Annotated in this window: 23 protein-coding genes, 1 pseudogene and 1 riboswitch; of the genes and pseudogenes, 12 read left to right on the plus strand and 12 right to left on the minus strand. The window is 65.9% G+C overall.

The annotated features are described in order from the left end of the window. The 8 genes from BW39_RS13910 to BW39_RS13945 all read right to left on the minus strand — a co-directional run bounded on the left by BW39_RS13910 (position 1) and on the right by BW39_RS13945 (position 8,390). Positions 1-783 carry a (2Fe-2S) ferredoxin domain-containing protein gene (locus tag BW39_RS13910; RefSeq protein WP_235264203.1) on the minus strand — a complete coding sequence of 261 codons (783 nt, stop codon included), beginning with the start codon at positions 781-783 and terminating at the stop codon, positions 1-3. Then, the gene (locus tag BW39_RS13915) at positions 770-1,558 is read right to left on the minus strand and encodes an ABC transporter ATP-binding protein (protein ID WP_043822390.1); all 789 of its coding nucleotides are present in this window, start codon (positions 1,556-1,558) and stop codon (positions 770-772) included. The genes BW39_RS13910 and BW39_RS13915 overlap by 14 nt, the downstream gene beginning before the upstream one ends. Continuing rightward, the gene (locus tag BW39_RS13920) at positions 1,555-2,640 is read right to left on the minus strand and encodes a FecCD family ABC transporter permease (RefSeq protein ID WP_043822392.1); all 1,086 of its coding nucleotides are present in this window, start codon (positions 2,638-2,640) and stop codon (positions 1,555-1,557) included. The genes BW39_RS13915 and BW39_RS13920 overlap by 4 nt, the downstream gene beginning before the upstream one ends. Then, entirely contained in the window at positions 2,627-3,679 is a 1,053-nt protein-coding gene (locus BW39_RS13925) for an ABC transporter substrate-binding protein (RefSeq protein ID WP_043822394.1), read from the minus strand. The genes BW39_RS13920 and BW39_RS13925 overlap by 14 nt, the downstream gene beginning before the upstream one ends. Next, positions 3,679-5,841, minus strand: coding sequence for a TonB-dependent receptor (locus BW39_RS13930; protein ID WP_043822396.1), 2,163 nt, complete (start codon positions 5,839-5,841; stop codon positions 3,679-3,681). Before BW39_RS13930 ends, BW39_RS13925 begins: the two co-directional genes overlap by 1 nt. A 121-nt stretch (positions 5,842-5,962) precedes the next feature. Then, positions 5,963-6,281: riboswitch (cobalamin riboswitch) on the minus strand. Between the two features lie 12 nt (positions 6,282-6,293). After that, positions 6,294-6,977, minus strand: coding sequence for a 2OG-Fe(II) oxygenase (locus BW39_RS13935; RefSeq protein WP_043822398.1), 684 nt, complete (start codon positions 6,975-6,977; stop codon positions 6,294-6,296). A gap of 18 nt (positions 6,978-6,995) precedes the next feature. After that, entirely contained in the window at positions 6,996-7,646 is a 651-nt protein-coding gene (gene alkB / locus BW39_RS13940; protein WP_043822399.1) for a DNA oxidative demethylase AlkB, read from the minus strand. A gap of 12 nt (positions 7,647-7,658) precedes the next feature. After that, the gene (locus BW39_RS13945; RefSeq protein ID WP_043822401.1) at positions 7,659-8,390 is read right to left on the minus strand and encodes a 2OG-Fe(II) oxygenase; all 732 of its coding nucleotides are present in this window, start codon (positions 8,388-8,390) and stop codon (positions 7,659-7,661) included. A gap of 223 nt (positions 8,391-8,613) precedes the next feature. Here BW39_RS13945 and BW39_RS13950 point away from each other — a divergent pair, with 223 nt between their 5' ends. From BW39_RS13950 to BW39_RS13970, 5 genes are all read left to right on the plus strand, one after another. Next, positions 8,614-9,435, plus strand: coding sequence for a hypothetical protein (locus tag BW39_RS13950; protein ID WP_043822404.1), 822 nt, complete (start codon positions 8,614-8,616; stop codon positions 9,433-9,435). A 180-nt stretch (positions 9,436-9,615) separates the two neighbouring features. Continuing rightward, the gene (locus BW39_RS13955) at positions 9,616-10,833 is read left to right on the plus strand and encodes a hypothetical protein (RefSeq protein ID WP_230355429.1); all 1,218 of its coding nucleotides are present in this window, start codon (positions 9,616-9,618) and stop codon (positions 10,831-10,833) included. Beyond that, complete coding sequence (locus BW39_RS13960) at positions 10,830-13,028, plus strand: AAA family ATPase (RefSeq protein ID WP_043822407.1); 2,199 nt, start codon at positions 10,830-10,832, stop codon at positions 13,026-13,028. The genes BW39_RS13955 and BW39_RS13960 overlap by 4 nt, the downstream gene beginning before the upstream one ends. 150 nt (positions 13,029-13,178) lie before the next feature. Then, positions 13,179-13,631, plus strand: a complete 453-nt coding sequence (locus BW39_RS29815; protein WP_161786990.1) for a VC1465 family Xer recombination activation factor — start codon at positions 13,179-13,181, stop codon at positions 13,629-13,631. 480 nt (positions 13,632-14,111) lie between these two features. Then, complete coding sequence (locus BW39_RS13970; protein WP_043822410.1) at positions 14,112-14,378, plus strand: hypothetical protein; 267 nt, start codon at positions 14,112-14,114, stop codon at positions 14,376-14,378. A gap of 883 nt (positions 14,379-15,261) precedes the next feature. Here the strand turns inward: BW39_RS13970 and BW39_RS13980 are convergent. The 4 genes and pseudogenes from BW39_RS13980 to BW39_RS13995 form a co-directional block, all read right to left on the minus strand. Continuing rightward, complete coding sequence (locus BW39_RS13980) at positions 15,262-16,026, minus strand: SDR family NAD(P)-dependent oxidoreductase (RefSeq protein ID WP_043822413.1); 765 nt, start codon at positions 16,024-16,026, stop codon at positions 15,262-15,264. A 220-nt stretch (positions 16,027-16,246) separates the two neighbouring features. Then, positions 16,247-16,468 (minus strand): annotated as a pseudogene (locus tag BW39_RS31985) (amidohydrolase family protein); the annotation flags it as partial. Position 16,469: 1 nt separating this feature from the next. Next, positions 16,470-16,679 carry a hypothetical protein gene (locus tag BW39_RS31690; RefSeq protein ID WP_043822418.1) on the minus strand — a complete coding sequence of 70 codons (210 nt, stop codon included), beginning with the start codon at positions 16,677-16,679 and terminating at the stop codon, positions 16,470-16,472. A 30-nt stretch (positions 16,680-16,709) separates the two neighbouring features. Continuing rightward, positions 16,710-17,870, minus strand: a complete 1,161-nt coding sequence (locus BW39_RS13995; protein ID WP_043822420.1) for an aldo/keto reductase — start codon at positions 17,868-17,870, stop codon at positions 16,710-16,712. A gap of 408 nt (positions 17,871-18,278) precedes the next feature. On the opposite strand from BW39_RS13995, the gene BW39_RS14000 reads away from it, so the two are divergent. The 7 genes from BW39_RS14000 (at position 18,279) to BW39_RS14030 (ending at position 23,885) form a co-directional block, all read left to right on the plus strand. Continuing rightward, positions 18,279-19,172: a LysR family transcriptional regulator gene (locus BW39_RS14000; RefSeq protein ID WP_043822422.1), complete on the plus strand. Its 894-nt coding sequence runs from the start codon at positions 18,279-18,281 to the stop codon at positions 19,170-19,172. A 15-nt stretch (positions 19,173-19,187) separates the two neighbouring features. After that, positions 19,188-20,081: a LysR family transcriptional regulator gene (locus BW39_RS14005; protein ID WP_043822425.1), complete on the plus strand. Its 894-nt coding sequence runs from the start codon at positions 19,188-19,190 to the stop codon at positions 20,079-20,081. A 310-nt stretch (positions 20,082-20,391) separates the two neighbouring features. Further along, positions 20,392-20,907 (plus strand): (R)-mandelonitrile lyase, encoded by a 516-nt coding sequence (locus tag BW39_RS14010; protein ID WP_043822428.1) that lies wholly within the window; start codon positions 20,392-20,394, stop codon positions 20,905-20,907. A 94-nt stretch (positions 20,908-21,001) separates the two neighbouring features. Then, the gene (locus BW39_RS14015) at positions 21,002-21,670 is read left to right on the plus strand and encodes a carboxymuconolactone decarboxylase family protein (protein WP_043822429.1); all 669 of its coding nucleotides are present in this window, start codon (positions 21,002-21,004) and stop codon (positions 21,668-21,670) included. Between the two features lie 255 nt (positions 21,671-21,925). Then, entirely contained in the window at positions 21,926-22,498 is a 573-nt protein-coding gene (locus BW39_RS14020) for a DUF3455 domain-containing protein (RefSeq protein WP_043822431.1), read from the plus strand. Positions 22,499-22,563: 65 nt separating this feature from the next. Further along, positions 22,564-23,142, plus strand: coding sequence for a sigma-70 family RNA polymerase sigma factor (locus BW39_RS14025; protein ID WP_043822433.1), 579 nt, complete (start codon positions 22,564-22,566; stop codon positions 23,140-23,142). After that, a complete protein-coding gene (locus tag BW39_RS14030; RefSeq protein ID WP_043822434.1) occupies positions 23,139-23,885 on the plus strand; it encodes an anti-sigma factor in 747 nt (248 codons plus the stop codon). The genes BW39_RS14025 and BW39_RS14030 overlap by 4 nt, the downstream gene beginning before the upstream one ends. Positions 23,886-23,892: the final 7 nt, after the last annotated feature.

Raw genomic sequence — 23,892 nt, forward strand, 5'->3', positions numbered from 1 at the left:
TCACGAAGCCCGCGTCCCCAGCTCCACAGGCCCGTGCACATGGTGCTCCGCGCAGACCTGCCGCGAGAGCACATGGGTTTCGATCACTTCGGCGGCATTCTCGGCCGTGAGCCGCCCGTACCAGACGCCGTCCGGATAGACGATGGCCAGCGGGCCATGGTTGCAGGGGTACTGGCAGCTGGTCTGCCGCAGGCGCAGCCTGGCACGCAGTTCGCTGCTGGCCTGCACGGCCTCGCCCAGGCTTTGCCAGACGGCCACGGCGCCCAGGGCGGTGCAGCGCGGTCCCGTGCAGACCAGGGCGTGGTGCTGGTGGTCCGGCACCTGGGACCAGGCCTGGGGATCGTGCTGCCATTGGTCGCCAGCGGTCTCGGCAATGTCGGGGGCCTGAAGGGCCTGCGCCATCTGAGACAGCAGCAGCGCGGGCATGGCGGGGGCGCCCAGCAGATGGTCGGCAAACCGCACCTGCACGCCCTGGTCCGGCAACTGCGAGCGCCAGCGCATGGCCAGCTTGTGCAGCCAGCGCAGCAAGGCAGGCTCGTCGGGCGCGAACAGGGGCAGCACGACGATGGAGCGGGCCGGCAGGCATTGCTGCAGCGCCTCGGGCAGCGAGGGTGCGGCCTTGTCCACGAAGGATGTGACGACCTTGCAGGCCGGCTCCAGCGTCTGGCGCAAGGCATCGGCCAGTTCGATGAGGCTTTGGCGCGAGGCTGCGCCCGTGCCGCCACGGCCCAGCACGATCACGGCGTCGGGCCCGGGCGGGAGGGATGTGTCAGAGGAGTTCATCGGGAATGAAGCTGATGCGCAGCCGGCCGGTGGCGGCATGGATGTCCACCTCGGCAGCCACGCCGTAGACCTGGCCGATGGTGGCCGGGGTCAGTACCTGGGCCGGTGTGCCATGGGCAACGATGCGGCCTTGTTCCATGAGATAGAGACGGTCGCAGTAGTGGGCGGCGATGTTGAGGTCGTGCAGGGCGACGATGCTGCTGATCTGCAGGCGCCGGACCAGTGACATCAACTCCAGTTGATGGCGTATGTCCAGGTGGTTGGTCGGCTCGTCCAGCAGCATCAGCCGTGGCTGCTGGGCCAGCGCCCGGGCCACGAGCACGCGCTGCTTCTCGCCGCCGGACAGGCTGGAGAAACGCCGCTCCTCCAGCGCCAGGGCATTCACCTGGGCCAGCGCCTGCCGCATGCAGGCGAGGTCCTCGGCGCTGTCGCGCGCCCAGGGGGACTGGTGGGGGATGCGGCCCATCATCACGGCTTCGCGCACGGTGAAGTCAAAGCTCTGCGGCGCCTCCTGCGCCAGGACCGAGACCTGGGCCGCGAACTCGCGCGCCGTCATGTCCCGGATGTCGCGCTGGTTCAGCAGCACGCAGCCTGCGTCGGGCCGCAACACGCGGTAGAGCATGCGCAGCAGGGTGGATTTGCCGCTGCCGTTGGGGCCGATGAGCCCCACGCATTCGCCGCTGTGCAGGGCGAGGCTGGCCTGGTCCACGATGCGCCGGGCGTCGGCACGCCGGGCATCGGCACTCCAGCACAGGTCCTGGGCTTGCAGCTTCATGGGCCGCGCCCTCCCTGCACCGGCTGGCGCACCAGCATCCAGACGAAGAAGGGTCCGCCGATCAGCGAGGTGATCACGCCCACGGGCAGTTCCATGGGCGCAAAGGCCGTGCGCGCGACAAGATCCACCAGCACCAGCAGCAGGGCGCCGGCAAGGGCGGCCACGGGCAGCACGCGCCGGTGGTCCGTGCCCACCAGCATGCGCGCGGCGTGCGGCACGATCAGCCCCACAAAGCCGATGGCGCCGCTGACCGCCACCATGGTGCCCGTGAGCAGCGACACCGCCAGGAACAGTGCGCGCCGCAGCCGTGCCGTGTCCACGCCCAGCGTGGCGGCGGCCTCGTCACCGGCCAGCAGGGCGTTGAGCGGGCGCGTCTGCAGCCCCAGCCAGAGCATTCCCGCAGCCAGCACGGCGGCGGGAATGCCCAGTTCCTCCCACTGCGTGCCGGCCAGGCTGCCCAGCGTCCAGGTCAGCAGGGCATTGGCCAGGTCACGCTGGCCCGATGACAGGGTGATCAGGCTGGTCACGCCTGCCAGCACATAGCCGATGGCCACACCACCCAGGATCAGCCGCGTGGCATGAATGCGGCCCTGGGAGCGCGCCAGCAGGTAGACGGCGACGGTGGCCGCCAGCGCCCCGGCAAAGGCCCCGGCCGTGAGGGCGTACATGCCGGCCGAGGCCAGCGCACCGAAGGCCAGCACGGCCACGGCGCCCACCGACGCACCAGAGGACACGCCCAGCAGATAGGGATCGGCCAGCGGATTGCGCACCATGGCCTGCATGATGGTGCCCACCACGGCAAGCCCCGCGCCCACCAGGGCCGCCAGCAGCACGCGCGGCATGCGGATCAGCCAAACGATCTGCTGGTGCTGCGGCGTGATGCCCTCCAGTGGCGGCGGCTGCATGCCCAGCACCTGCAGCAGCCGGCTCCAGGCAATGCGCCAGACCGTGCTGGCCGGCATGTCCACGGGCCCCCAGGTGATGGCCAGCGTCATCACCAGCAACAGGGCCGCGAACAGCAGCAGGCACCAGAGGCGGGCGGCGCCAGGGCGCCTGGGCCAGCGAGAATCAGTTGGCCGCATGGCTGGGCGCCGGCATGCGGTCGGGGTGCAGGGCCTGCGCCAGGGCGCGGGTCCGCGCAATGTTGCGCGGGCCGGGCGTGGCCTCGGCATAGGTCATCACGAAGAACCGCTTTTCGCGGATGGCATCGACGCCGGCCAGCTCGGGCTTGGCCAGCAGGAAGTCGATCTTGCCCTGGGCATGGGGCTGGCCGTAGTCGATGATGACGATCCACTGCGGGTTGCGCTGCACCACGTCCTCCCAGTTGCCTGCAGGCCAGTTGCTGGGAATGTCGTCGAAGATGTTGCGCCCGCCCGCTTCCTCGATCATGGCCTGCGGCATGCCGTAGCGGCCCACGGTCACGGGGATGTCCTGGCCGCTGTCGTAGACGAAGACCGAAGGCCGCTGCCGCACGCCCTGCATGCGCTCGCGCAGGTCCTTCAGGTCGCGCTCCAGCCCCTGCGCCAGTTGCTCGGCATGGGCGTCGATGCGGAAGATGCGGCCCAGGTTGCGCAGGTCGGTCAGGCCGTCTTCCAGCGCCACCTGGCTGCGCGGCCCCACGCGGATGCACGATTCGGACAGCACATACGAGGCAATGCCGTGGCGCTGCAGCACCTCGGGCGTGACCTGGCCCTGGCGAAAACCGTAGCTCCAGCCTCCGAAGACGAAGTCGGCCGAGGCGCCCAGGATGGCCTCCAGGTTCATCTCGCGCTCGGCCAGCCGCGGCACGCGGGCCAGCTGGGCCTGGAAGGCCGGGTCGATCTGCTTGGCCTGCGTGATACCGCTGTAGCCCACCAGCCGGTCGCCCAGGCCCAGAAAGAGGAACATCTCGGTGATGTTCACGTCATGGGTCACGGCGCGCAGCGGTGCGCTGGCGTAGGTCACGGGGCTGCCGCAGACATTGACGGTCACGGCCGCCTGCGGTGCGGCAGCCGGTGCCGGCAGTTCACTGGTGGTGCCGGAATCGCTGCGCGAGCAGCCGGCCAGCAGCAGGGTGGCCGCCAGGGCGCCAGCGCACAGGCCGTGGAGACCGTGGAGGCTTTTGGAGCGCGCCATGGCCATCAGAACCGGATATGGGCCGCGATCTCGAAGCGGCGGCCTTGCCCGACCAGGAACTGGCTGCCGTAGCTCGATCCCACATAGACCCTGTCGGCCAGGTTGCGGCCGATCAGGCTCAGGGTGGTGCGCGGGTCCACCTGCCAGCTCAGCGCGGCGTCGGCCACGGTGTAGGCGGGCAGGTTCACGGTATTGGCGTTGTTGCCAAAGCGGTCACCCACGTAGCGCAGGCCCAGCGAGGCTTGCCAGGCGCCCACGCGGTAGTGGCCCCAGAGGTTGGCCGTGGTCTTGGCCACGTTCTGCGGACGGTTGCCTGCGCGGTTGCCGCCAGCCTCGATGAGCTTGTCGAACTGGGCGTCCACATAGGACAGATTGCCCTCCACGCGCAGGGCGGGCGTGGCCTGGAAGGTGGCGGTGACCTCGGCCCCGCGCGAGGACTGGCTGCCGCCCTGGATGGAGATGGCCGGGCGGTCGGGGTCGCGCGTGATGATGTCGTCCTTCTTGATGTCGAACACAGCCAGCGTCCATTCGCCGCGCCCGCCAGCCACTTGCTGCTTGATGCCGATCTCGGCCTGGCGGCCCTTGCTCAGCTTGTAAGCCGTGTTGGCCAGGTTCAGCGACACCAGGCTGTTGACGGGATCGTGTCCCGAGTTGATCTGCCCATAGACATGGGTGTTGCGGGCTAACTCATAGGTCAGGCCCAGGCGCCAGGAGGTGGCGGCCAGCGTCTTGTTGAAATCCGTGCCGCCCACCAGCGAGTGGCTGGCAAAGTCGTAGACATCGCGGCGCAGGCCGGCCATGGCCAGCCAGCGGTTGCTGATGCGCCAGGCATCTTCCAGGTACAGGGCATGCTGGGTCACGCCGGTTTCTGTCTTGGCGGCGGTGAGATCGGGGCTGGCCCAGCTGCCATGCACGGGATCCCAGGCCGAGACCGTGGACGAGCCGCCATAGGGCGAATTGTTGGACAGCCGCAGGTTGATGCGCGCGGCCTCCCAGCCCATGGCGATCTTGTGCGAGCCCCGGTCCACGTTCAGGCCCAGGCGGTTGCCGGTCTGCTCCAGGTCGTGCAGGATTTCCAGGTAGTCGGAGCGGCCCACGGTCCAGGTGGCGGGGTTGAGCGCGTAGGCCTCGATGTTGCGCCAGTGGCGGTCGGACTTCACGTGGTACAGCTCGTTGCGCACCGTCAGCCAGTCATTGGCCTTCCATTGCACCTTGGCGCGCAGGCGCTCGTCGGCATAGCGCAGCACGCTGTCTTCGGCGTTGTAGTTGCGGTCGCGCAGCGACTCCACCACCTTGCCGTCCAGGCCCGGCGTGCCCCAGTAGCGGCTGGGCTTTTGCACGCTGCGGTCGGCAATCAGGTCGATCTGCAGGTCGCTCGTGGGCTCCAAGCGCAGCGTGCTCATGAACTTGCCGTTGCGCGACTGGTCCAGATCGCGCTCGCCCGCGCTGCGCGCGGTGTAGCTGTCGATGCGGTAGCTGGCATAGGCGCCCAGGGCGCCGGTCACGCCCAGGCCCAGGCGCAGCGTGTCGTCCGTGCCCGCACCCACCAGCACCTCGGCCGAGCTGGTGCGGCTGGGCTGCTTGCGGATGGCGTTGACCGTGGCGCCCATGGTGCCGCTGCCATACATCAGCGAGGCCGGTCCACGCAGCACGTCGATGCGCTCGTAGCCCCAGCTGTCACCCGGATAGGCCGTGGTGCCGGCGGCCACGCCCAGCACCATGCCGTCTTCGGCCACGCCCACGGAATTGACACCCGCAAAGCCGCGGCTGCTGAAGGACAGGCCGCCGTTGCCCGGCGTGCTGCTGGAGGTCAGGCCCACGGTGCGCGTGACGGCGTCCACCAGGGCGTAGTCGCCGCGCTCCTGCATCTGCTCGGCAGAGACGCCGTCCACGCTGGCCGGCACTTCCTGGTTGGAGACGCCGGTATGGCTGGCAGAGCGCGCAGGCTGGGCCAGTTGCTGGCCGATGCGTTCGGCCTGGCCGGTGACCTGGACCTCGGGCAGGGCGGTTGATGGGGGCGTTGGCGTGGGCGTGGGCGTTTGGGTTTGAGCCTGCGCCGGCAGGCAGATGAAGGCGCAGGCCAGGGCCAGCGGGCTCAGCCGCACGGAAAGGGACTGGGCAGCGCGAGCGCTGGAAACCCTGGAAAAGGAAGAATGCATTTCGAACATCGGTCTTCGACCGTCTGATGCGAAAGCAAGGCACTGCCACCTCTCCAGCCAGCGTGGGAGGAAAGGGCGCAGGACGTTGCCATCCGCACCCCGCAGACAGTCAAGAAAACGCCTGCACAGCAGGCGCGAAACGCAGCAGGCCGGTCTCCGGGCTCACAAGCGGCGCAAGGACATGCCTTCCGCCCAGCGCCCCGTCTTCCCAATCCACCCGCGAAAAGCTGCATGTTGCAGACCACGCCATGAACCAGTGACAGCCTGTCATCGCCCCTCCGCAGGGTTGCGGAGACTGGCGGGACAGGCATGGAGCGCCTTGACTTGTTTACCGTTGCGGGGGCAGCCAAGGCCTGTGCCGGCAGCGCAAAAAGCATTTGCTGGCAGTCACCTTGTTCCCGTTTCATCCCCATGGCTGGCATGCGGACACCTGTTGCACGGATGCCTTTGCAGGCGCGGCATTATAGCCAGCGGTCTGTTTTCATAGCCTTTGGCGCCTGGGGCACGTCGTGCAAAAGCAGCTCCAGACCCAGCCACTCGCCACGGTGAACGCGGCTGATGGCATGCCGCAGATGCACGCGGTAAAAGCCCGCCGCACCGCGCACCGGGCGCGGCCCCGTGGCGATGATGGCCGCATCCCCCAGGCCCAGCGGCAGCACCATGGGGCGCGATTGCATGCGCGGGCGCTGCTCGGTCATCACGAATTCGCCGCCCTCGAAATCCTGGCCCGGCCGGGACAGCAGCAGCACCAGCTGCAGCGGAAACACCGCCGCACCTTCGCTGTATGAACGCAGAGGGGCATGGCCCGCTTGCGGCACGCGCAGCAGATGTGGCTGTGGCTGCGTTTGGCCTGCTTGTCGGCCCGGACGCATGAAATCCTCGAAGCAGCCTGGCAACTCAGGCTGCAAGCCCATGTGTTCGCGCCAGCGGTTGGCCAGGGCCAGCAGATGCCCGTACAGCACCGGGCGCCATGCCTGCACGCAGGGCGGCAGGCCAGACGCGGCTGCCGCCTCGCGGGCCACGGCGCGGCTTTCATCCGCAGTCAGCAGCTGCGGCAGCAGGGCATGGCCTTCGGCATCGAGCTCAGCGGCAATCCGCGCCCAATCCAGGCGGGCGAAGCGATCCTGGCTGTTGAGCCTGTCCATTTCAGACCGTCCAACCATTCAGCCCGCCTTGCGAAAAGTGAGATTGATGCGCCGCCCGCCCAGCAGCGGGTGGGGCTGGTCCTTGAGCGGCAACACGCCGTGGTGGCGCAGCCGATCCACGCCGCCCCAGACCACCACGTCGCCATGCTGCAGCGGCACCCTGGCCGTGCTGTCCGCGCGCGCCAGTCCTCCAAACAGAAACGTGGCCGGCATGCCCAGGGACACCGAGACAATGGGCGCGCCCAGGTCGCGTTCGTCGCGGTCCTGGTGCAGGGAAAGCCGGGTGCCGGGCAGGTACTGGTTGATGAGGCAGGCATCGGGCACAAAGCCTTCGAACCCCGCCGCAGCGGCCGCCTCGCCCGCCAGCCGGACAAACACGACCGGCATGGCGGGCCAGGGCTGGCCGCTGAGTGGGTCGATGGCGCTGTAGCGGTAGCCGCGCCTGTCGCTGGTCCAGCCCAGCGCGCCGCAGTTGGTCATGGCCACCGACATGGTGAAGCCGCCCGGCGTGACCAGATGGCGCAGCGGCGCCTGCGCCGCAATGCCTTCGACCGCATCCAGCAACTGCGCGGCATGGGGCAGGGCATGGCCGCGCAGCACCACGGATTGCGGACCTATGGATTCGGCCCCGTTGGGCTGTTCATCGGCGAAAAGATCCAGCGTGCTCATACCGGCCATCCATCAAAGTGCGTCATGAAAGATCAGCCCCACGGTATGGCGATGGCCGCTGTGGATGCGGCTGACCCCATGGCGCATTGCCACGCGGCGGTAGCCGGTGCGCCGCCCGGGCACGGGCCGGTGGCGCACGGCCAGGACCAGCGCATCGCCCTGGTCCAGTGCCATCACATCGGCCCGCTGCCGGTCGCCATCGGCCTGGGTGATGACGAACTCGCCACCCGTGAAGTCCCGCCCGGGCCGCGACAGCAGCAGCACCACCTGCAGCGGAAACACATGCTCTCCATAGACGTCCTGGTGCAGGCAGTTGTAGTCGCCCGCACCGTATTGAAGGATGAGCGGCGTGGGCCGCAACTGGCCCTGCGCGTGGCAGCGCGCCAGGAAGTCCTGCAGCCGGTCCGGATAGCGCACCTCCAGCCCCATGCGCTGGTTCCAGAGATTGGCCACCGGCGCCAGGCGCAGATACAGCTGCTCGCGCAGGCGTTGCAGCAGCGGTGGCAAGGGGTAGTCGAAATATTGGTACTCGCCGCGCCCGAAACCGTGGCGTGCCATGACGATGCGGGAGCGAAAGCCGTCCTCCCTTGCGTAAAGAGCGGCCAGGTCGCGGCACTGCTGCGCATCCAGCAGGCCGGGCAGGCGCGCACAGCCTTGCTCATCGAGCTGGTGCTCCATCTGCGTCCAGTGGCAGGGCGGGGCGGATTCGCAAGCTTCGTTGTCGAAAAGACCGAGGTTGAGCATGGCGGGCGGGGTTGGCGGTATGGGCGCGGTTGGCAATATGGGCGCTGTGGGCAATTGCCGCAGTCTAGGGCGCCGCCGCAGCGCCTGCATCCCGCTTCTTGCAGTGGACAGAATGTCAACCGGTGGAAGCACCTGCCAGCCGCGTGCTGGACAGGCCTGGGAGGGCCGGCTGGCGGCTGCAATTGAACAATCGAGGCATTCCTGCAAACGCCTCAGGCCCGCCATGTCCAGCAACGTCCATCACCTCTATCTTTTCTTCGATACGCCCCTGCAGCTGCGCCGCGTGCAACTGATCTGCCAGTACCTGGCCCGGCAGTCCTGGGAGCAGGCCGAGCGCTGGATCCATGAGCTGGACCCCGCCCTGGACCGGTCCGCGCTGTGGGATGACGACTGGGCCAATGCCAGCGCCCTGGGCCACCCCCAGCACCTGGAACTGGGCTTCGACACCCGCACCACGGCCGGCATGCCCTGGCGATTGCTGGAGACGCTGTTCCAGCACGGCCTGCAGGCGGCGGTGCTGCATGTCTTCTACGACCAGGTGGGCGAGAGCGAGCGCTACCACTTCGATGCCGGCCAATGGGTCAGCCACCACGCCTGGCTGTCCCGATACCCGGAGCGCCAGGTGCTGGTCGATACGGATGGCGAGGTCTATCCGCAGCCCGGCCAGGAAGAGGGCGCCGACGGCACCGCTCTCACCAATCCGGCCCAGCCCATGACCATCACCCGGCTGCGCGAGCGGGACCAGGAGCGTGACCGCCAGGCCCAGGAATCCGTGCAGGCCCTGCTGGACACCATGGCCAGCCTGCGCAAGAGCGGCGTATCGCCCGTGCAGGGCATCGTGGGGCTGTTCATGCTGCGGGCCGGCTTTCGCGGGCTGTGCGAGGCCGTGGCCTTCACCGTGATTGCGGCCCTGGCCTTCAGAGGCAAGGGACTGTGGCTCTGGCCGGCTTTGGGATTGGTGCTGGCGGTGGTGCTGCCTCTGTACCGCATGGCCGGCGCGCGACGGGAGTTTGCGGGGCAGGGTGGCGGCGATGCCGCATCCTGAGACAATCCGCGCTCGGCAAAATGAAACAAATTGCACAAGACCAGCTGAATCCCAGGAGAGGGTGAACAGGATGAGGATACGGACCATGGCCCCGGCAGGGTGGATCTGCGCCAGCAGGCGCTGTTTTCCTGAGCGGAGCCGTCGCTGATGCAGCCCACCGCCATTGAACAGGGTGCTGCCGTGGCACCAGGCGTTCACGAGGATTTCGGCCATTTGCTGGGGCTGTACATGCGCCGCATCCGCGCCAGCGCCTCGGGCGTGGCCACCGAGATCGGGCTGAGCCGGGAAGCCGTCAACAACTGGAGGAATGGGGTTTCCCTGCCCAATCCGCGCTCGCGCGACCGGCTGGCCGCCTGCGCCCAGTACCTGCGCCTGACGGAGGCGGAGACCAATCGCCTGTTCTCCGCCGCTGGCTTTGCCACGGAGTTTCCGCTGCAGGCCGCCGCCGCTGGCGCCCAGCCTTTTGCAGGCTTCATGGACCGGCTTTTCGCCCAGCTGGCCCAGGCCCGGCCCTATGCCATCACCATGCTGCTGTCGCCCGCGCACTGGGGGCAGCCCCCGTTTCGCCAGGAACTGCTGCTGCGCGCCCGCGCCCAGTATGGCGCCGAGGCGGTGTTGCACATCCAGCCGCCCTACAGCGTGAGCACGGCTGCGGCCGACTATTTTGCGGCCCTGGGCCGGCAATGCGGGCTGGGCGAAGTGGGCTCGGACTACGAATTCGAGGCCCTGCTGGAAAAGCGCCTGCTGGCCGGCGGCCGGCTGTTCTGCCTGGTCAGCCGCTTCGAGCAGGGCACGGCGCAGCTGCGCGAGACACTGGCCGGCATTCTGCGCAGCCTCAGCGAAATGCACAGCGGCCGCCTGCACTTGCTGCTGTGCGGCAGCGAGGCCCTGGCCGACCTCAAGTACCGCAGCGGTGACCTGTCGCTGCTCAACATCGGCCAGGTGGCCCACTGGCCCGATCCCACGCTGGAAGACCTGGCCCTGATGGCGCGCCAGCGCTGGCCCGGCACGGCCTGGCCGGCCGAGGTCATCGAGGCATTGCAGGCGCTGACGGGCGGGCATCCCGCGCTTTTCGAGGAAGCGCTGCAATGGCTGGTGGAGCAGGGCGTGGGCGTCGCTTCCGTGCACTCGCCCCTGCTGCGCGCCCATCTGGTGGCCAGTGCGCGCCTGTGGCAGACCTTGCTGCCCCTGGCGCAGGAACCTGCCACGCGCGAGCAACTGCGCGGGCTGGTGGATGCGGCATCGCTGGGCCGTGCACGCCCCTATCTGCAGGATGCCGTGCTGCGGCGCCTGTTCTGGGGCAATCTGCTGCAGGTGCGCGGAGCAGGTGAGGGCGCCCATCTGCACTGGCGCTGCGACATTGCCCGCGAAGCCGCCGTGGCGGTGCTGCAGGCATGAGCGGCCTGGGCCGGCTTGTGCAACTGCCCAGATCCTGGTGGCGCGCCGCGCTGCTCGCCTTGGTCACGCTGTTCATCGGCACGGCCATCCTGCTGCCCCGCTACAACCCCGTCACCCGCAGCAGCCTGCAGGGCGCGGAAAGCTCGGGCCGGGTCTGGAACGAAATCATCCTGTGGCGCCTGGCCCTGATGGACTATGTGCGCCAGCATGAAAGCTGGCCGCAGGACCTGGCCAGCGTGGCGCCGGACATTGCCGAACCGCGCGTGCGCATGAGCTCGCCCAGGCCCTTCGTGCTGCAGGCGGACGTGGTGCGCGACAGCCAGATGGGCGTGCTCGCCGGAACCCAGGTCCTGCTGCAACTGGACAGGCAACGCTGGGACTGGAGCTGCCAGGGCGGCCTGCCTCCGACTCCGCCGCGCTACCTGCCGCTGAACTGCAGCCCCTCGCCGGGCCAGCCCGAGCATGAACCCTTTGGATGGCTGCGCAGCGTTATCTGGACCAGCGCACTGGTCTTTGGCTGCCTGGCCCTGCTGTGGATGGTGCGCCATCCGCTGATAGGCCCGGCACAGCTCAAGCCCGAGCGCCTGCGCCGCAAGCCCTACCAGCATCTGCCCCAGCTGGACCGGCTGCTGCGGCTCACCGGCCGCCGTTCCGCCGTCCTGCGCGCTGCAGGCATACGCCCGCCGGACTGGCAGCGCGCCCTGCGCCTTGCCGGCGCAAGCCCAGGCGCCCGCGTGCGGGCCCTGGCCGAACGCCTGTCCGCCGTCTGCAAACCGGCGCAAGGCGAGTGGCCCGTGCCCGGCGACATGTTCGAGTGGACGCTGCCACCCGAGCTGCCCATCGCCCTGGGCCGCTGCCTGGTCTATGCGCCCCCGGCGGAGCTGGAAGAGGGCGAACTCGTGCGCCAGCTGCGCCTGCTGCAAACCGGCGGCGATGTGGTGCTCATCGTGAGCCCGCACCATCCACAGTCGCCCATGCCGCTGCTGCAGCGCCATGCCCAGGACCGCGCCAACCTGCACGTGCTGCTGGACAGCCCGGGACAGACCGAATGGCTGCTGGGCGGCGCTCCAGACCAGGTGCTGCTGCGGCTGCTGGCCACGCAGTTGCAGGTCACACGCATATCGCCCTACCAGACGCGCGGCGGCGTGACGCGCGAGGACGTTTTCTTTGGCCGCGAGCGCCTGCTGGCCCGCGTGCTCAACCGCGAACCGGCCAACTACCTGGTCGTGGGAGGACGCCAGCTCGGCAAAAGCAGCCTGCTCAAGGCCGTGCAGCGGCGGCTGCAGGAGCATCCGGCCATCGCCTGCCACTACATCTCGCTGCGCGACCACCGCCTCACGCCGCGCCTGGCCACGCAGTTCGGCCTTCCCGTGGAAACACCGCTGGAGGCCATCATCGAACACCTGCAAAAGCAGTCGCAGGGCAGGCGGCTGTACCTGCTGATCGACGAGGCCGACCTGTTCTTCCGCGACGAAGCCCGCAATGGCTACCCCCAGCTCAGCGCCTTGCGCGCGCTGAGCGAGGAGGGCCGTTGCTGGTTCATGCTGGCGGGATTCTGGGATCTGTACGCGGCAGCGCTGCTCGACTACCAGTCGCCGCTGCGCAACTTCGGCGAAATCCTGGCCATTGGGGGATTGGAGCCAGCGGCATGCCACGCCCTGGCCACCGAACCGCTGCGCAGGCTGCGCCTGGGCTTTGCCAACGACGCTCTGGCCGAGCGGCTGATAGAGGCCAGCGGCAGGCGCGCCAACCTGGTCGCCATCCTCTGCCAGGAATGCCTGGAAGCCCTGGGACCCGACGAACGCGTCATCGAAGAACGCCACCTGCGCCAGGCCATGGCATCCCAGCCCGTGCAGGACGCGCTGGTGGGATGGGGCCGCTTGAGCACCGACGAACAGGCCTGCCGCCTGGACCGCATCGCCGTCTATCACACGGCCCAGCAAGGACAGACCAGCCTGACCGCACTCGACGCCCTGGTCCAGTCCCACGGCGCCACCGGCCAGGCCCAGGCCTTGCGCCGGTCCCTGGCGCGCCTGCAACTGGCCTACGTCCTGCGCCGCGATGAAACGCACGGCGTGCACGATGCATGCTACGTCTTCACCATCCCGCTGCTGCAGCGCCAGTTCGAGCCACAGGAAACCGCGCTTTTGCTGAAGCAGGAGCTTGAAGGCCTGGAAACCGTCTTGAACAGCTGAAAACGAAGCAGGCAAGGCACTGGAGGAGTGCCTTGCCTTGGTTTTCAGGCCGTCATTTGCGTTTGTGATTTAACATAATATACATCGTATCGAATTAAACAGAAGCTGCGGCTGCGGCGTCACGACCCCGACACCCGCGCCCAGCTTGCCTTGCGCTTCAAGGCCATGTACCAGAGCCTCGGCCTGGATCTGCCCGGCTGCGCGCAGCTTCTTCACGTCTCCGAGCGCACTTTGCATAACTGGGCCTGCGGCAAGCACGACATCCCGTACGCCACGTACCGGCTGCTGCGGCTGCTCAACCGCATGGAACTGCCTGGCCAGACCTGGCAAGGCTGGAGCTTTCATGGCCACAAGCTGATCTCGCCTGAGGGACACGTTTTTGTGGGCACCGACAGCGCTTGGTGGGGATTGCTCGTGCGTCGAGCTGCCATGTTCGGCAAACACCGTCGGGTCGAAGGTGCTGCGCGCATGGACACCACGACAAAGGCGGAGCCTGGCGTGGTGGCCGTGGGCGAAGCGCCTCGCCCCTCGGCCGTGGCCGGGGGGCGGCGCGAAGCGCCGGCCCTAGATTTATCCCTAAGACACTTTGGAACACATCCATGAATCGCCAGCAACGTCGGGGAAGCAAGACCCATCCCAGAGCTTCAACGCAGGCTCAGTTCCGCTCCTACACATCGCACTCTGCTCAGCTCGAACAGGTCGAGGGGCGAAAGCATGCTGCGGTCATGGAGGGCGTGGCAGAGATTGAGTCAGGCTCCAAGCGAGCTCGCAACAGCAAGGGACGGTTTGTGACGCCACCGCCTCCGCCACCACCGATGCCAACCGTGGTGATTGAGACAAGGCAGCAGCGTAGGCATGCGGCCAAGCTGGCCGCGAAAAGGCTTGCGCAGGGGGTCGATGAGGATGGGGCATGAGCCCCCTACTCCATGCATCTGCGGCCACTGTGGCCGTTCTGATGGCTCTGTGGGGCAATCCTGCCTCGACAGAGCCTGCCCGCCCCGTTGGGGCATTCAAGGCGGGGATGCCGGGTGCTGAGAACACCCGGAACCCCTAACCAAAACCAGTCGTCAGGAGGACTGAACAATGGCTACCGAAAATTCTAACGTCGACGCCTCTACGGCACATTCTCAGATTGAAAAGGCTGCGTTTGCCTCCCTGTCAGAGGGCGATCTTGAGTTCACCGGAGCTGCATGCTGGTGGGTGGCGCGCCTGGCCAAGCTCCGCCTGGATCAAGGCAAGGATCTGTCCTCGATCGCCAGCTTCGTTGCTTGGCTGGACACCATTGAGACTGGATGCCGGTCGGAGTTGCGCAGCCGGGGGCTCATGCCTGGGGCTGAGGGCTACCAGTGAGCTTGGGGGTATCGGGGGCGTAGCCCCTGATGTAGCTCCCGACAGGGAGCGAAGCCCAGCGGCCTACCCTCGCCCGCTGGGCTATTACGCGTGGCGCGCCGTTGGATCACGGCCAATGGCATTACGCGCCCTGGAAAGCAACATTCTTGGATGAAAGATTATGTGGATAAGCTAATTGATCTGCATTCATCCACTAATGAAGATTATTATCTTGAGGCGAGGGATTAATGCCTTATACATCGTATCAATCAAATGGCGGCCAGAAAAGTGAGCTTTAAAGAGACTCACATCGGTAGCATTCACCAACTATGCGGACGTTATGTTCAGAAGTTTCTTCGTTGACTCCAGCGCTACGCTTTCAGAACACCTGATGAGGATTGCGCAAACCACTCCAGACCAGGCTCCACCAGAACCACGCACGACAGACGGCCTTTGACATCGCCGCACGAGCAAAGCTCGACAAAATGCACGGCTGCCCCCGTTTCGTTGAGCTCGTGCGCAGGCCTTTCCTGGCCCTCGAGCTACGCTCATATGGCGATTCGTTGCCGCGGAAACAGGCGTGCGTGTCATGGCCGCTTCAATGGGTATTGCGGCAGTTTCGGATGAAAGGATCTGGGCGGTAGGCGGTGCTGGGCGCCTTGGGAGCAGCTGCGGCTGCAGGCGCGCGATCACTGGCTGGTACTGCCGCAGCTTCGGGCGCATGGCCTGCCACATCCTCCTTGCCACCAGAACCTGCCGCAGGAATCTGCAGCTGCACGGCCTGCGGTGAGGCCCCGCCCTCCCCGGCCTCATCCTTGCGTTTTTGCCGCAGGACCAATCTGCCTTGCATGGGTGCCGGATACTTGTTCTCGTGCGAAAACACCTTGGCCAACGGAAATCGCAATCAGCGCATGATGAGCCCGCCATCCACCGAGATGGATTGGCCGGTCACATAGCTGGAAGCCGAACTGCACAGCCACAGCACGGCGTCGGCAATCTCTTCGGCGCGTCCGTGCCGCTGCATGGGGATACCGGGGAGCATGGCATCGAGTGCTTCCTTCTGGCCGGTGGCCACCATTTGTTCGGCCATCGGGGTCCAGATCAAGCCTGGGCACACGGCATTGACGCGGATGTTGCGCGTGGCGTATTCCAACGCCGCGCTCTTGGTCAGCCCGAGCACGCCGTGCTTTGCCGCATGGTAGGTGCCACGCTCGGCACCGCCCACGAGCCCGCCCAGCGACGAGCAATTGACGATGGCGCCGTTTCCTTGCTGGCGCATGTGCTGCAGTTCGTACTTCATGCACGCCCAGATGCCGCGCAGATTGACCGAGTTCACACGGTCGAAGTCCTCGACCGTGGCGTCGGCGGTCTCCGCGAGCGCGTTCTGGATGCCGGCGTTGTTGAAGGCCACGTCCAGGCGGCCGAAGGCAGAGACGGTTTCCTTGACCATCGCCTCGACCTCGCCCAGATCGGCCACGTCGCAGCGGATGCCCATGGCCTTGTACCCGGCCGCCACCAGCTCGTCGGCAGCGGCACGTGCGCCGTCGCCGTTAACATCCGCCAGCGCAACGGACGCACCGGCCTGCGCGAAGGCCTTGGCGGTCGCCAAACCGATACCCGACGCTGCGCCGGTGACAAGTGCCACTTGGTTTTCGAAGGAGATTTTCATGATGTCAGTTCCTCTGTTGGAGATGTGTTCTGGATAAAGATGGGGCGACGAAATGGGTCCGGTACCTGGGTGCGATGCGTTTGCGGCTGCTCCCGGGAGCCTCGTCCCTGGGCCTACGTGCTTGGAGATTTCCCGGGCTGCGCAAGCGGCACACGCATGCGATAGACCTTCGCGGCCGTGCCGAGAAACAGCGCAGCCTTCTCATCGGCCGAAGCCGAGCGGCGCGCGTGTCCGCCAGGTAGTCATCGATCATGTAGCGCAGCCCGGGCCGGTCGACCAGGTGGTGGTGCGCGTCGATGATGGGGATATCGGGCTCCAGGATGGGTTCGTCGCGCCCCACCTGCATCTGGCGATAGTCGCCGGACGACAGCGTTTGAGCGCGTGCCACGGAGAAGGCCACGGGGCTGGCAAGCGCGAGTGCCAGCAGGTTCCGGCGCTTCATGTCATCGCCTCAGCGACAGTCGCAACAATCGGTCCTTCGAGGGACCCTCCCCTCTCGGCGACCGGTTCGTCGTGAACACGTAGAGGTCGCGCCCGACCGGCAGCACGCGGGCCTCGCGCCACACGGTGCCGGTCGCGTCCTGCACCAGGGCCGCCGGGGCGGCACACACCGACAGCGCCTGGATGCACAGGGCGATGAGCAATGGCCTCATGTCAGTGATTCCCCATCGAACATTCAGCAATCAGCCTTGGACCTGCTTTTGCTGCGCCGCCGGATACCGATCACCCACGATCTGAATCTTGGAGACGGCGGCCTCCAGCTCCTGCACTTCGGCCGGAGTCAGCATTACCTCGGCGGTGTGCAGGTTCTCGTCCAGATGGGCCAGCTTGGTGGTGCCGGGGATCGGCACGATCCACGGGGCCTTGGCCATCATCCAGGCCAGTGCCACCTGCGCGGAGGTAAGCCCCCGGGTTCTGCCGAACGTGTTGAGCACTTCCACCACTGCCAGATTCGCCCGGATGGCTTGCGGCGTGAAACGTGGCAGCGTGTTGCGGTTGTCATTGCCGGAATCAAAGGGCGTGTACTCGGTGATGCTGCCGCCAAGGAATCCTCGGTTGAGCGGGCTGTAAGGCACGAAGCCGATCCCCAATTCCTGGAGCACCGGAAACACCTCTTTTTCCTGGCCGCGCCACATCAGGTGGTATTCGCTCTGCACAGCGGTCACCGGCTGCGCGGCATGGGCGCGGCGGATCGTCTGCGCATTGACCTCGCAAAGCCCAAAGCGCCTGACCTTGCCTTCCCGGATCAAATCCTTGACGGTGCCCGCGACGTCCTCGATCGGCACAGCGGGGTCGAGTCGGTGCTGATAGAACAGCTCGATGGTCTCGACCCGCAGGCGCTTGAGCGATTCCTCTGCGACACGCCGGATGTTCTTGGGCGTACTGTCCAACTCGCCCTCGAAGTACTTGCCGTCAACGATGCGGTGGCCGAACTTGGTGGTCACGTTCACCTTGCCCCGGAACGGGTACAGCCCTTCACCGGCAAGCTCTTCGTTGATGAGCTGACCATAGACTTGGGCGGTGTCGAACAGCGTGACACCGCGCTCGGCCGCCTGATGCAGCAACTCGATCATGGCCTTGCGATCAGGGTGGTAGCCGCGGTTGTAGTTCATGCCCATGACACCGAAGCCCAAGGCGGAGACCTCCATGCGGAAGTCGCCTGAACCAAGGGTTCGCTGCTTGGTGATGTGGGGTAGTTCCATGGCATTGCTCCCCGATGAAGTCGTTGTGGCTTGCTGTGCGACGGCCGTTCCCATCATGAGAGGCGTGGCATATACGGCTGCGCCGACCGTTGCGCTTGCCTTCAGCAGGTCGCGCCGGCTGGAGGAAATTTTCTCGTTCATCGGATCTGCTCCTTCACTATTGAGAGGACAAAAAGCGCCGTATAGCGACGCGACGATCCAGCCTGCACCAAGCGTTCCCAATTCGGCCGATCGTGACGTTCAGAGCCATGCTGACGCTCATCCGAATCATTCAATCGGGCAACCCATGCGAGAGGCCCATGACGGCTGGGGCGGATGCTTGTGCGGAGCCTCAGTGCTCGCTTGCAGGGCTTGGCTTTTTGGGCAGGATGCCTGCTCTTCTTGGCTGATACTGAACTTTAGGTCTCGTGCCCGACATTGAATAGACGGCAGAATCCGCATACCCCCATAAGCTGAACTCATGAATGGAGGCATCAAACACAGTCGGTTTTCGAGCGAAGTCAGACGACGCCTGTAAAATGCAGCCCGTCCTATAAAGGAAGTTCATCAATGTCGCGCGACAACTTCAGCGACCTGCTGGCCTTCATCGCCGTAGCGCGCGCTCGCAGCTTCACTCGCGCGGCAGCCCAGCTTCGGGTCACACAGCCCGCCCTGAGCTACACCATCCGGACGTTGGAGGAGAAGCTGGGCGTTCGCCTTCTCACGCGCAGCACGCGGGGCGTGTCTCCTACCGAGGCGGGCCAGCGGCTGCTGGATCGCCTCGCACCGGAGTTCGACGAAATCGAGGCCGAAATCCAGTCGCTCGGCGAGCTTCGGGACGAGCCCATGGGAACGATCCGCATCACTGCCATCGACTACGCCATCCGAAGCACGCTATGGCCCAAGCTGGCGAAGTTCCTGCCGAAGTACCCCAAGATCAAGGTCGAGCTGGTCAACGAGTACGAGAGCGTCGATATCGTTGCGCGCGGCTACGACGCCGGCGTGAGGTTCGGCCAGGAACTGGCCCAGGACATGATTTCAGTGCGGATCGGCCCGGACGTCCGCAACATGGTGGTGGGATCGAAGTCCTATTTCGCAGGGTGCCGGCCACCCAAGACACCGCGCGACCTCACCGGTCACGTTTGCATCAACCTGCGCACGTCCACGTACGGAGGCCTCTACGAATGGGAGTTCGCCAAGGGCAAGCGCACCGTTAATGCACGGGTGGACGGAGCGGTCACCTTCAATAACGCCTATGACATTTTCGAGGCGGTCAAGGCTGGCTTCGGACTGGCTTACCTGCCGGAAGACATGGTTCGTCCCTTGGTGTCAAAGGGGCAACTTGTCTCGGTACTGGAGGACTGGTGCCCGGTGTGGCCCGGGTTCCATCTCTACTATCCGAACCGGCGCCAGCCTTCACGCGCAATGACCTTGCTGGTCGACGCCTTGCGCTACAGGCCATAGCTGCGGAGTACTTGTATGTCTGGGGAGAACTTTCGCGACATCCTGGCCTTTCTCGCGGTTGCGCGCGAGCGCAGCTTCACCCGCGCGGCGGCCCAGTTGGGCGTATCGCAATCTGCACTCAGCCATACCATTCGCGCGTTGGAAGCGCGGCTCGGGCTGCGTTTGCTGACCCGCACGACCCGCAGCGTATCGCCGACGGAGGCAGGCGAACGGCTGATCCAGCGAGTGGCCCCCCGATACGAGGCGATCGCCGACGAACTGGCCGCATTCGAGGAGCTTCGCGACAAGCCCGCGGGAACCGTACGCATCACCGCGTCTGATTTCGCGGCGAACACCATCCTCTGGCCCAAGCTCTCCAAGCTCCAACCGAAGTATCCCGACGTCAAGATCGAGATCGCGACCGAGCCGGGACTGACCGACATCGTGGCGGAGCGCTTCGACGCCGGTGTTCGTTTCGGCGATCAGATCACCAACGACATGACGGCGGTTCGGATTTCGAAAGATATTCGCATGGTGATCGTGGGGGCGCCGTCCTATCTGGAAGGACGACCCTTACCCAAGGCCCCATCGGACCTGACCGAACATGAGTGCATCAGAATGCGCTTCTCCATGCGTGGCGGGGTGTATGCCTGGGAACTCAGGAAGGGCCAACGACACCTGCAGGTACGGGTCGAGGGTTCGTGGACATTCAATGGCATCTACCCGGTTATCGACGCCGCGCTGGCGGGATTCGGCCTAGCGTACATGCCAGAAGAACTGGCACGCCCACATATCAAGAGCGGCCGACTTCAAACCGTGCTCAAGGACTGGTGCCCGACCTTTCCTGGGCTCCACATCTTCTTCGTCAGCCGGCGCCAATCGTCGCCCGCACTGTCGCTGATCGTCGAGGCATTGCGCTACCGCCGCTAGGCTGCTCCGATTGCGGGCGGAGCGATGGGATTCATGAGTGCCATTTATAGCCGCATGTAGTTTCTGGCGCCTACTCGCGCGAAGTTGTTCCAACTAAATTCGATAGGAACGCTCATTCGATTGAATGAGCGCTCGCAACGTCCTTTCGTCAATCCCGCGCCTCCAGACGCCCCTGTCAGGTGTTACTGGCAAGCGACTCGCCCAAGGGGCTCAGCGGCGTGTCACCTGCAAGGATCGATGCGCCGGCCCATGCGGTCGGCCCAGCGAGAGGGGACGGCGATAGGCCTGTCTCTACAAGGAAAGTTCCTTTATGCGAATCCCATTCTTCAAAGTTTTCTTGACCGCCGTCGCGCTACAGGCCGCGACCGCTGCTGTTGCCGCCCCCCAGGCCGAGAGCGCCTCATCGGCGCCCGCCCAGCAGGAGAGCGTGCTTGCGGGAAGCCAAGCCTCGATCTCCGGTCCTGCCGAGACCTTCACCGGCCGGGCGCGGATTGACCCGCTGTGGCCGGCCAACAAGAACATCAACGCCAGCGGCGCGATGGTCACCTTTGAGCCCGGTGCCCGCTCGGCCTGGCACACCCACCCCTACGGACAGCGCCTGGTGGTGAGTTCGGGTGTCGGGCTCGTCCAGGAATGGGGCAAGCCCCTTCAGATGGTTCGCCCCGGCGATGCGATCTGGTGCCCGCCAGGCGTCAAACACTGGCACGGCGCTGCGCCGAAGACCGCCGTGACTTACCTGACGGTCACGGGCACCGTGGATGGCAAGAATGTGGACTGGATGGAGAAAGTCACGGATGACCAATACGAGGGCAAGCATGCGCGATGAAAGGCGCCCTATGGCCAGGGCAATGGCCATCATCGTCGTGGGCATGGCGACAGTGCTTTGCCAAGCCGCCCCGAACACGCAGGAGTCCAGAGATATGGTCAGTGCATCCACTGCATCCGCAACCCTGTCGGCCCGGCAGCAGGCCATTGCTCCCATCGGAGCCTTCGCTGCGGCAGGTGACATCGCCAAACTGAATACGGCTCTGAATCAAGGGCTGGACGCAGGCCTGACGGTCAGTGACACCAAGGAAATCCTTGTGCAGCTTTACGCATACGCGGGCTTCCCGCGCAGCCTCAATGCGCTGGGCGAACTGATGAAGGTACTGGAAGCGCGCAAGCAGCGCGGCATCCAGGACGCCCCCGGTCATCCGCCCAGCCGCGCCATTCCGAAGGGTGACGCGCTGCTGGCCGCGGGCACGGCCAACCAGACCAAGCTGGCGGGCGCCCCGGTCAAGGGACCGCTGTTCGACTTCGCTCCCGCCATCGATGACTACCTCAAGACGCATCTCTTCGGGGACATCTTCGAGCGCGACAACCTAGACTGGCAAAGCCGCGAGCTGGCCACTGTGAGCATGCTGTCTGCACTGCCTGGCGCCGAGTCTCAACTGCAGTCCCACATGGGCATCAGCTTGAACACGGGCCTCACGGCTGATCAGTTGCGCCAACTCAGCCAGGTGCTGGCCGATCGCGTCGACGCCGACACGGCACGGCGCGCGCAAGAAGCGCTGAATCGGCAACTTGCCAGCAGATCAGGAGGCAAATGATGAAAGCGACGTTGCTCTATGGGCCGCACGACATTCGTTTCGAGGATCGTCCCGACCCGCAAATCACTCGCCCGCCGATGGGCTCGGAGTCTATGCCCGCATGAATCTGCGCTTGTGATGGAGTCTGGCGCCGGCATTTCTCGAAAATATTTTTGCATGGGGTGCATCCAAACGATGCGATGGCGGGTAGTACCAGCAGCAGCCCAAAAAATGCGCTGCTTCAGTCCCCTTCACAAAACCGTTTGGAGAATTGCAATGTTGACCTCTCGTTCCGCATCCCGCACCGCCGCCGTTTCTTTCGCTGTAGCCACAGCGGCCCTGCTCACTGCCTGTGGCTCGATGCACAAGCCGGCCAGCACTTTCTCCCAGGCATCGCTGCCCGCCCCCATCCAGGTTCCTGCAGGGAACAAGGTCGCGTGGGAAACCGTAGGCAGCGGTGACATCACCTACGAATGCCGCGACAAGGCCAACGCGCCTGGCCAGACGGAATGGGTCTTTGTGGGACCCGATGCTGTGCTGAAGGACCGCATGGGCAAACAAGTGGGCCGCTACTACGGCCCCCCCGCAACCTGGGAGGCCAACGACGGCTCCAAACTCACCGCCACCCAGCTGGCTGTGGCGCCGTCCGGCGCAGGCAATCTGCCTTACCAGCTGGTGAAGGCAAACCCGGCCATGGGCAGCGGCGCGCTGGAGGGTGTGAGCTACATCCAGCGCGTGGCGCTCCAGGGCGGAGTGGCGCCGGCTGACAAGCCCTGCATGGCTGCCAACAAGGGCCAGAAGACCACCGTGAAGTACCAGGCCGACTACATCTTCTGGAAGCCCATGTAAGAGCCGGCAGCGGCGCGGATACACTGGACGAAGGATTTCCCGCAACGCCCCCTTCGCTCCATTTCGTGCCGCCCGCTGCCTCCCAGAACAACGAAGCTTTCGACCATGACGCAGCATTGCATGCATGTGCACGCGGCGAACGAGATGCTTTGCAGCGGATTTATGAAGCCGAGGCGCGCTTTCTCCTCGGCGTGGCACTGCGCATCGTCCGCGATCGCGCCGCTGCGGAAGACGTGCTTCACGATGCGTTTGTCTCCATCTGGAACCGCTCATCCACCTTCGACGGCAATCGCGGAAGTGGTCGAGGGTGGATCTACAGCGTGGTGCGGCACGCCGCCCTCAACCGTGTACGGGATGGCGCACGCGAAACCGTGCTGGATGAAACGGCCCATGAAGCGCATGACGCCCAGGCCGCACTTTCGGCATGGAAGGAAGGCGGCAGTGAATGGGAGCGGCAGGCGACGCTGGGTCGTCTTGGCGACTGCCTCGACCGGCTGGACCCTGAACGCCGCGCCTGCCTGTTGCACGCCTACGTGGACGGCTGCAGCCACAGCGAAATTGCGGCGCGTGTGCAGGCGCCGCTTGGTACGGTCAAGGCCTGGGTTCAACGCGGACTGCGTGCCCTGAGAGAGTGCATGCAATGAGCGGCGACACCCACCCCAATCCCTCAGAGTCGACGGATGGCGGCTCCCCGGACGATCTCCAGATGCAGGCCGGCGAGTACGTATTGGGCACCCTCAATGCAGCCCAGCGCCGCTCCATCGAATCCCGTCTGCCCTACGAGCCTGCGTTGCGCACGGCCGTGCAGGCATGGGAGCAACGGCTCCTGCCGCTGGTTCAGCTGGCTCCCCCCATCGAGCCCTCCGCAACGCTGTGGCAGCGCATCGCGGCCAGCGTCAAGCCGGCCAGGCCAGCGGTCCGCGCACAGCGTGGTGCCTGGTGGCACTGGGATAGCCTCGCCCTTTGGCGCGGCTTGGCGGGTGGCGGCTTTGCAGCTGCAGCACTGCTCGCGGCTGTGCTGGTGGTGCGAGAGGCACCACCGCCGGCTGCCCCGCGCTATTTCGTCGTGCTGGCAGCGCCGCAGAATCAGGCCCCCGGGTGGGTGGTCCAGGCCCAGTCTGAAGGCCGTCTGCGCCTTGTGCCACTGGGCAAGGATGCCATTCCGGCAGAAAAATCCCTGCAGTTCTGGACCAAGGCCGACGGCTGGAAAGCGCCGGTGTCCCTGGGTCTGGTCAAACCGGGCGAAGCCATCGAAGTGCCGGTAGACCAGTTGCCGCCTCTGCAGCCGAACCAGCTTTTCGAGCTCACCCTGGAGCCAGAAGGCGGCTCCCCGAGCGGACGCCCGACAGGGCCCATTCAGTTCATCGGCCGCGCTGTACAGATCTAGAGCGAGG

Origin of the sequence: Delftia sp. RIT313 (assembly GCF_000632165.1) — a bacterium.
GTDB classification, from domain to species: domain Bacteria; phylum Pseudomonadota; class Gammaproteobacteria; order Burkholderiales; family Burkholderiaceae_C; genus Comamonas; species Comamonas acidovorans.

Coding starts and splice junctions, on each gene's coding strand:
- BW39_RS14010 (WP_043822428.1), top strand. CDS start 20,392: ATGCGAATCCCATTCTTCAAAGTTTTCTTGACCGCCGTCGCGCTACAG.
- BW39_RS14000 (WP_043822422.1), top strand. CDS start 18,279: ATGTCGCGCGACAACTTCAGCGACCTGCTGGCCTTCATCGCCGTAGCG.
- BW39_RS13960 (WP_043822407.1), top strand. CDS start 10,830: ATGAGCGGCCTGGGCCGGCTTGTGCAACTGCCCAGATCCTGGTGGCGC.
- BW39_RS13920 (WP_043822392.1), bottom strand. CDS start 2,640: ATGCGGCCAACTGATTCTCGCTGGCCCAGGCGCCCTGGCGCCGCCCGC.
- BW39_RS13995 (WP_043822420.1), bottom strand. CDS start 17,870: ATGAACGAGAAAATTTCCTCCAGCCGGCGCGACCTGCTGAAGGCAAGC.
- BW39_RS13925 (WP_043822394.1), bottom strand. CDS start 3,679: ATGGCCATGGCGCGCTCCAAAAGCCTCCACGGTCTCCACGGCCTGTGC.
- BW39_RS13935 (WP_043822398.1), bottom strand. CDS start 6,977: ATGGACAGGCTCAACAGCCAGGATCGCTTCGCCCGCCTGGATTGGGCG.
- BW39_RS31690 (WP_043822418.1), bottom strand. CDS start 16,679: ATGAGGCCATTGCTCATCGCCCTGTGCATCCAGGCGCTGTCGGTGTGT.
- BW39_RS14015 (WP_043822429.1), top strand. CDS start 21,002: ATGGTCAGTGCATCCACTGCATCCGCAACCCTGTCGGCCCGGCAGCAG.
- BW39_RS13970 (WP_043822410.1), top strand. CDS start 14,112: ATGGCTACCGAAAATTCTAACGTCGACGCCTCTACGGCACATTCTCAG.
- BW39_RS14005 (WP_043822425.1), top strand. CDS start 19,188: ATGTCTGGGGAGAACTTTCGCGACATCCTGGCCTTTCTCGCGGTTGCG.
- BW39_RS13915 (WP_043822390.1), bottom strand. CDS start 1,558: ATGAAGCTGCAAGCCCAGGACCTGTGCTGGAGTGCCGATGCCCGGCGT.
- alkB (WP_043822399.1), bottom strand. CDS start 7,646: ATGAGCACGCTGGATCTTTTCGCCGATGAACAGCCCAACGGGGCCGAA.
- BW39_RS14020 (WP_043822431.1), top strand. CDS start 21,926: ATGTTGACCTCTCGTTCCGCATCCCGCACCGCCGCCGTTTCTTTCGCT.
- BW39_RS13950 (WP_043822404.1), top strand. CDS start 8,614: ATGTCCAGCAACGTCCATCACCTCTATCTTTTCTTCGATACGCCCCTG.
- BW39_RS13980 (WP_043822413.1), bottom strand. CDS start 16,026: ATGAAAATCTCCTTCGAAAACCAAGTGGCACTTGTCACCGGCGCAGCG.
- BW39_RS13930 (WP_043822396.1), bottom strand. CDS start 5,841: ATGTTCGAAATGCATTCTTCCTTTTCCAGGGTTTCCAGCGCTCGCGCT.
- BW39_RS13910 (WP_235264203.1), bottom strand. CDS start 783: ATGAACTCCTCTGACACATCCCTCCCGCCCGGGCCCGACGCCGTGATC.
- BW39_RS14030 (WP_043822434.1), top strand. CDS start 23,139: ATGAGCGGCGACACCCACCCCAATCCCTCAGAGTCGACGGATGGCGGC.
- BW39_RS13945 (WP_043822401.1), bottom strand. CDS start 8,390: ATGCTCAACCTCGGTCTTTTCGACAACGAAGCTTGCGAATCCGCCCCG.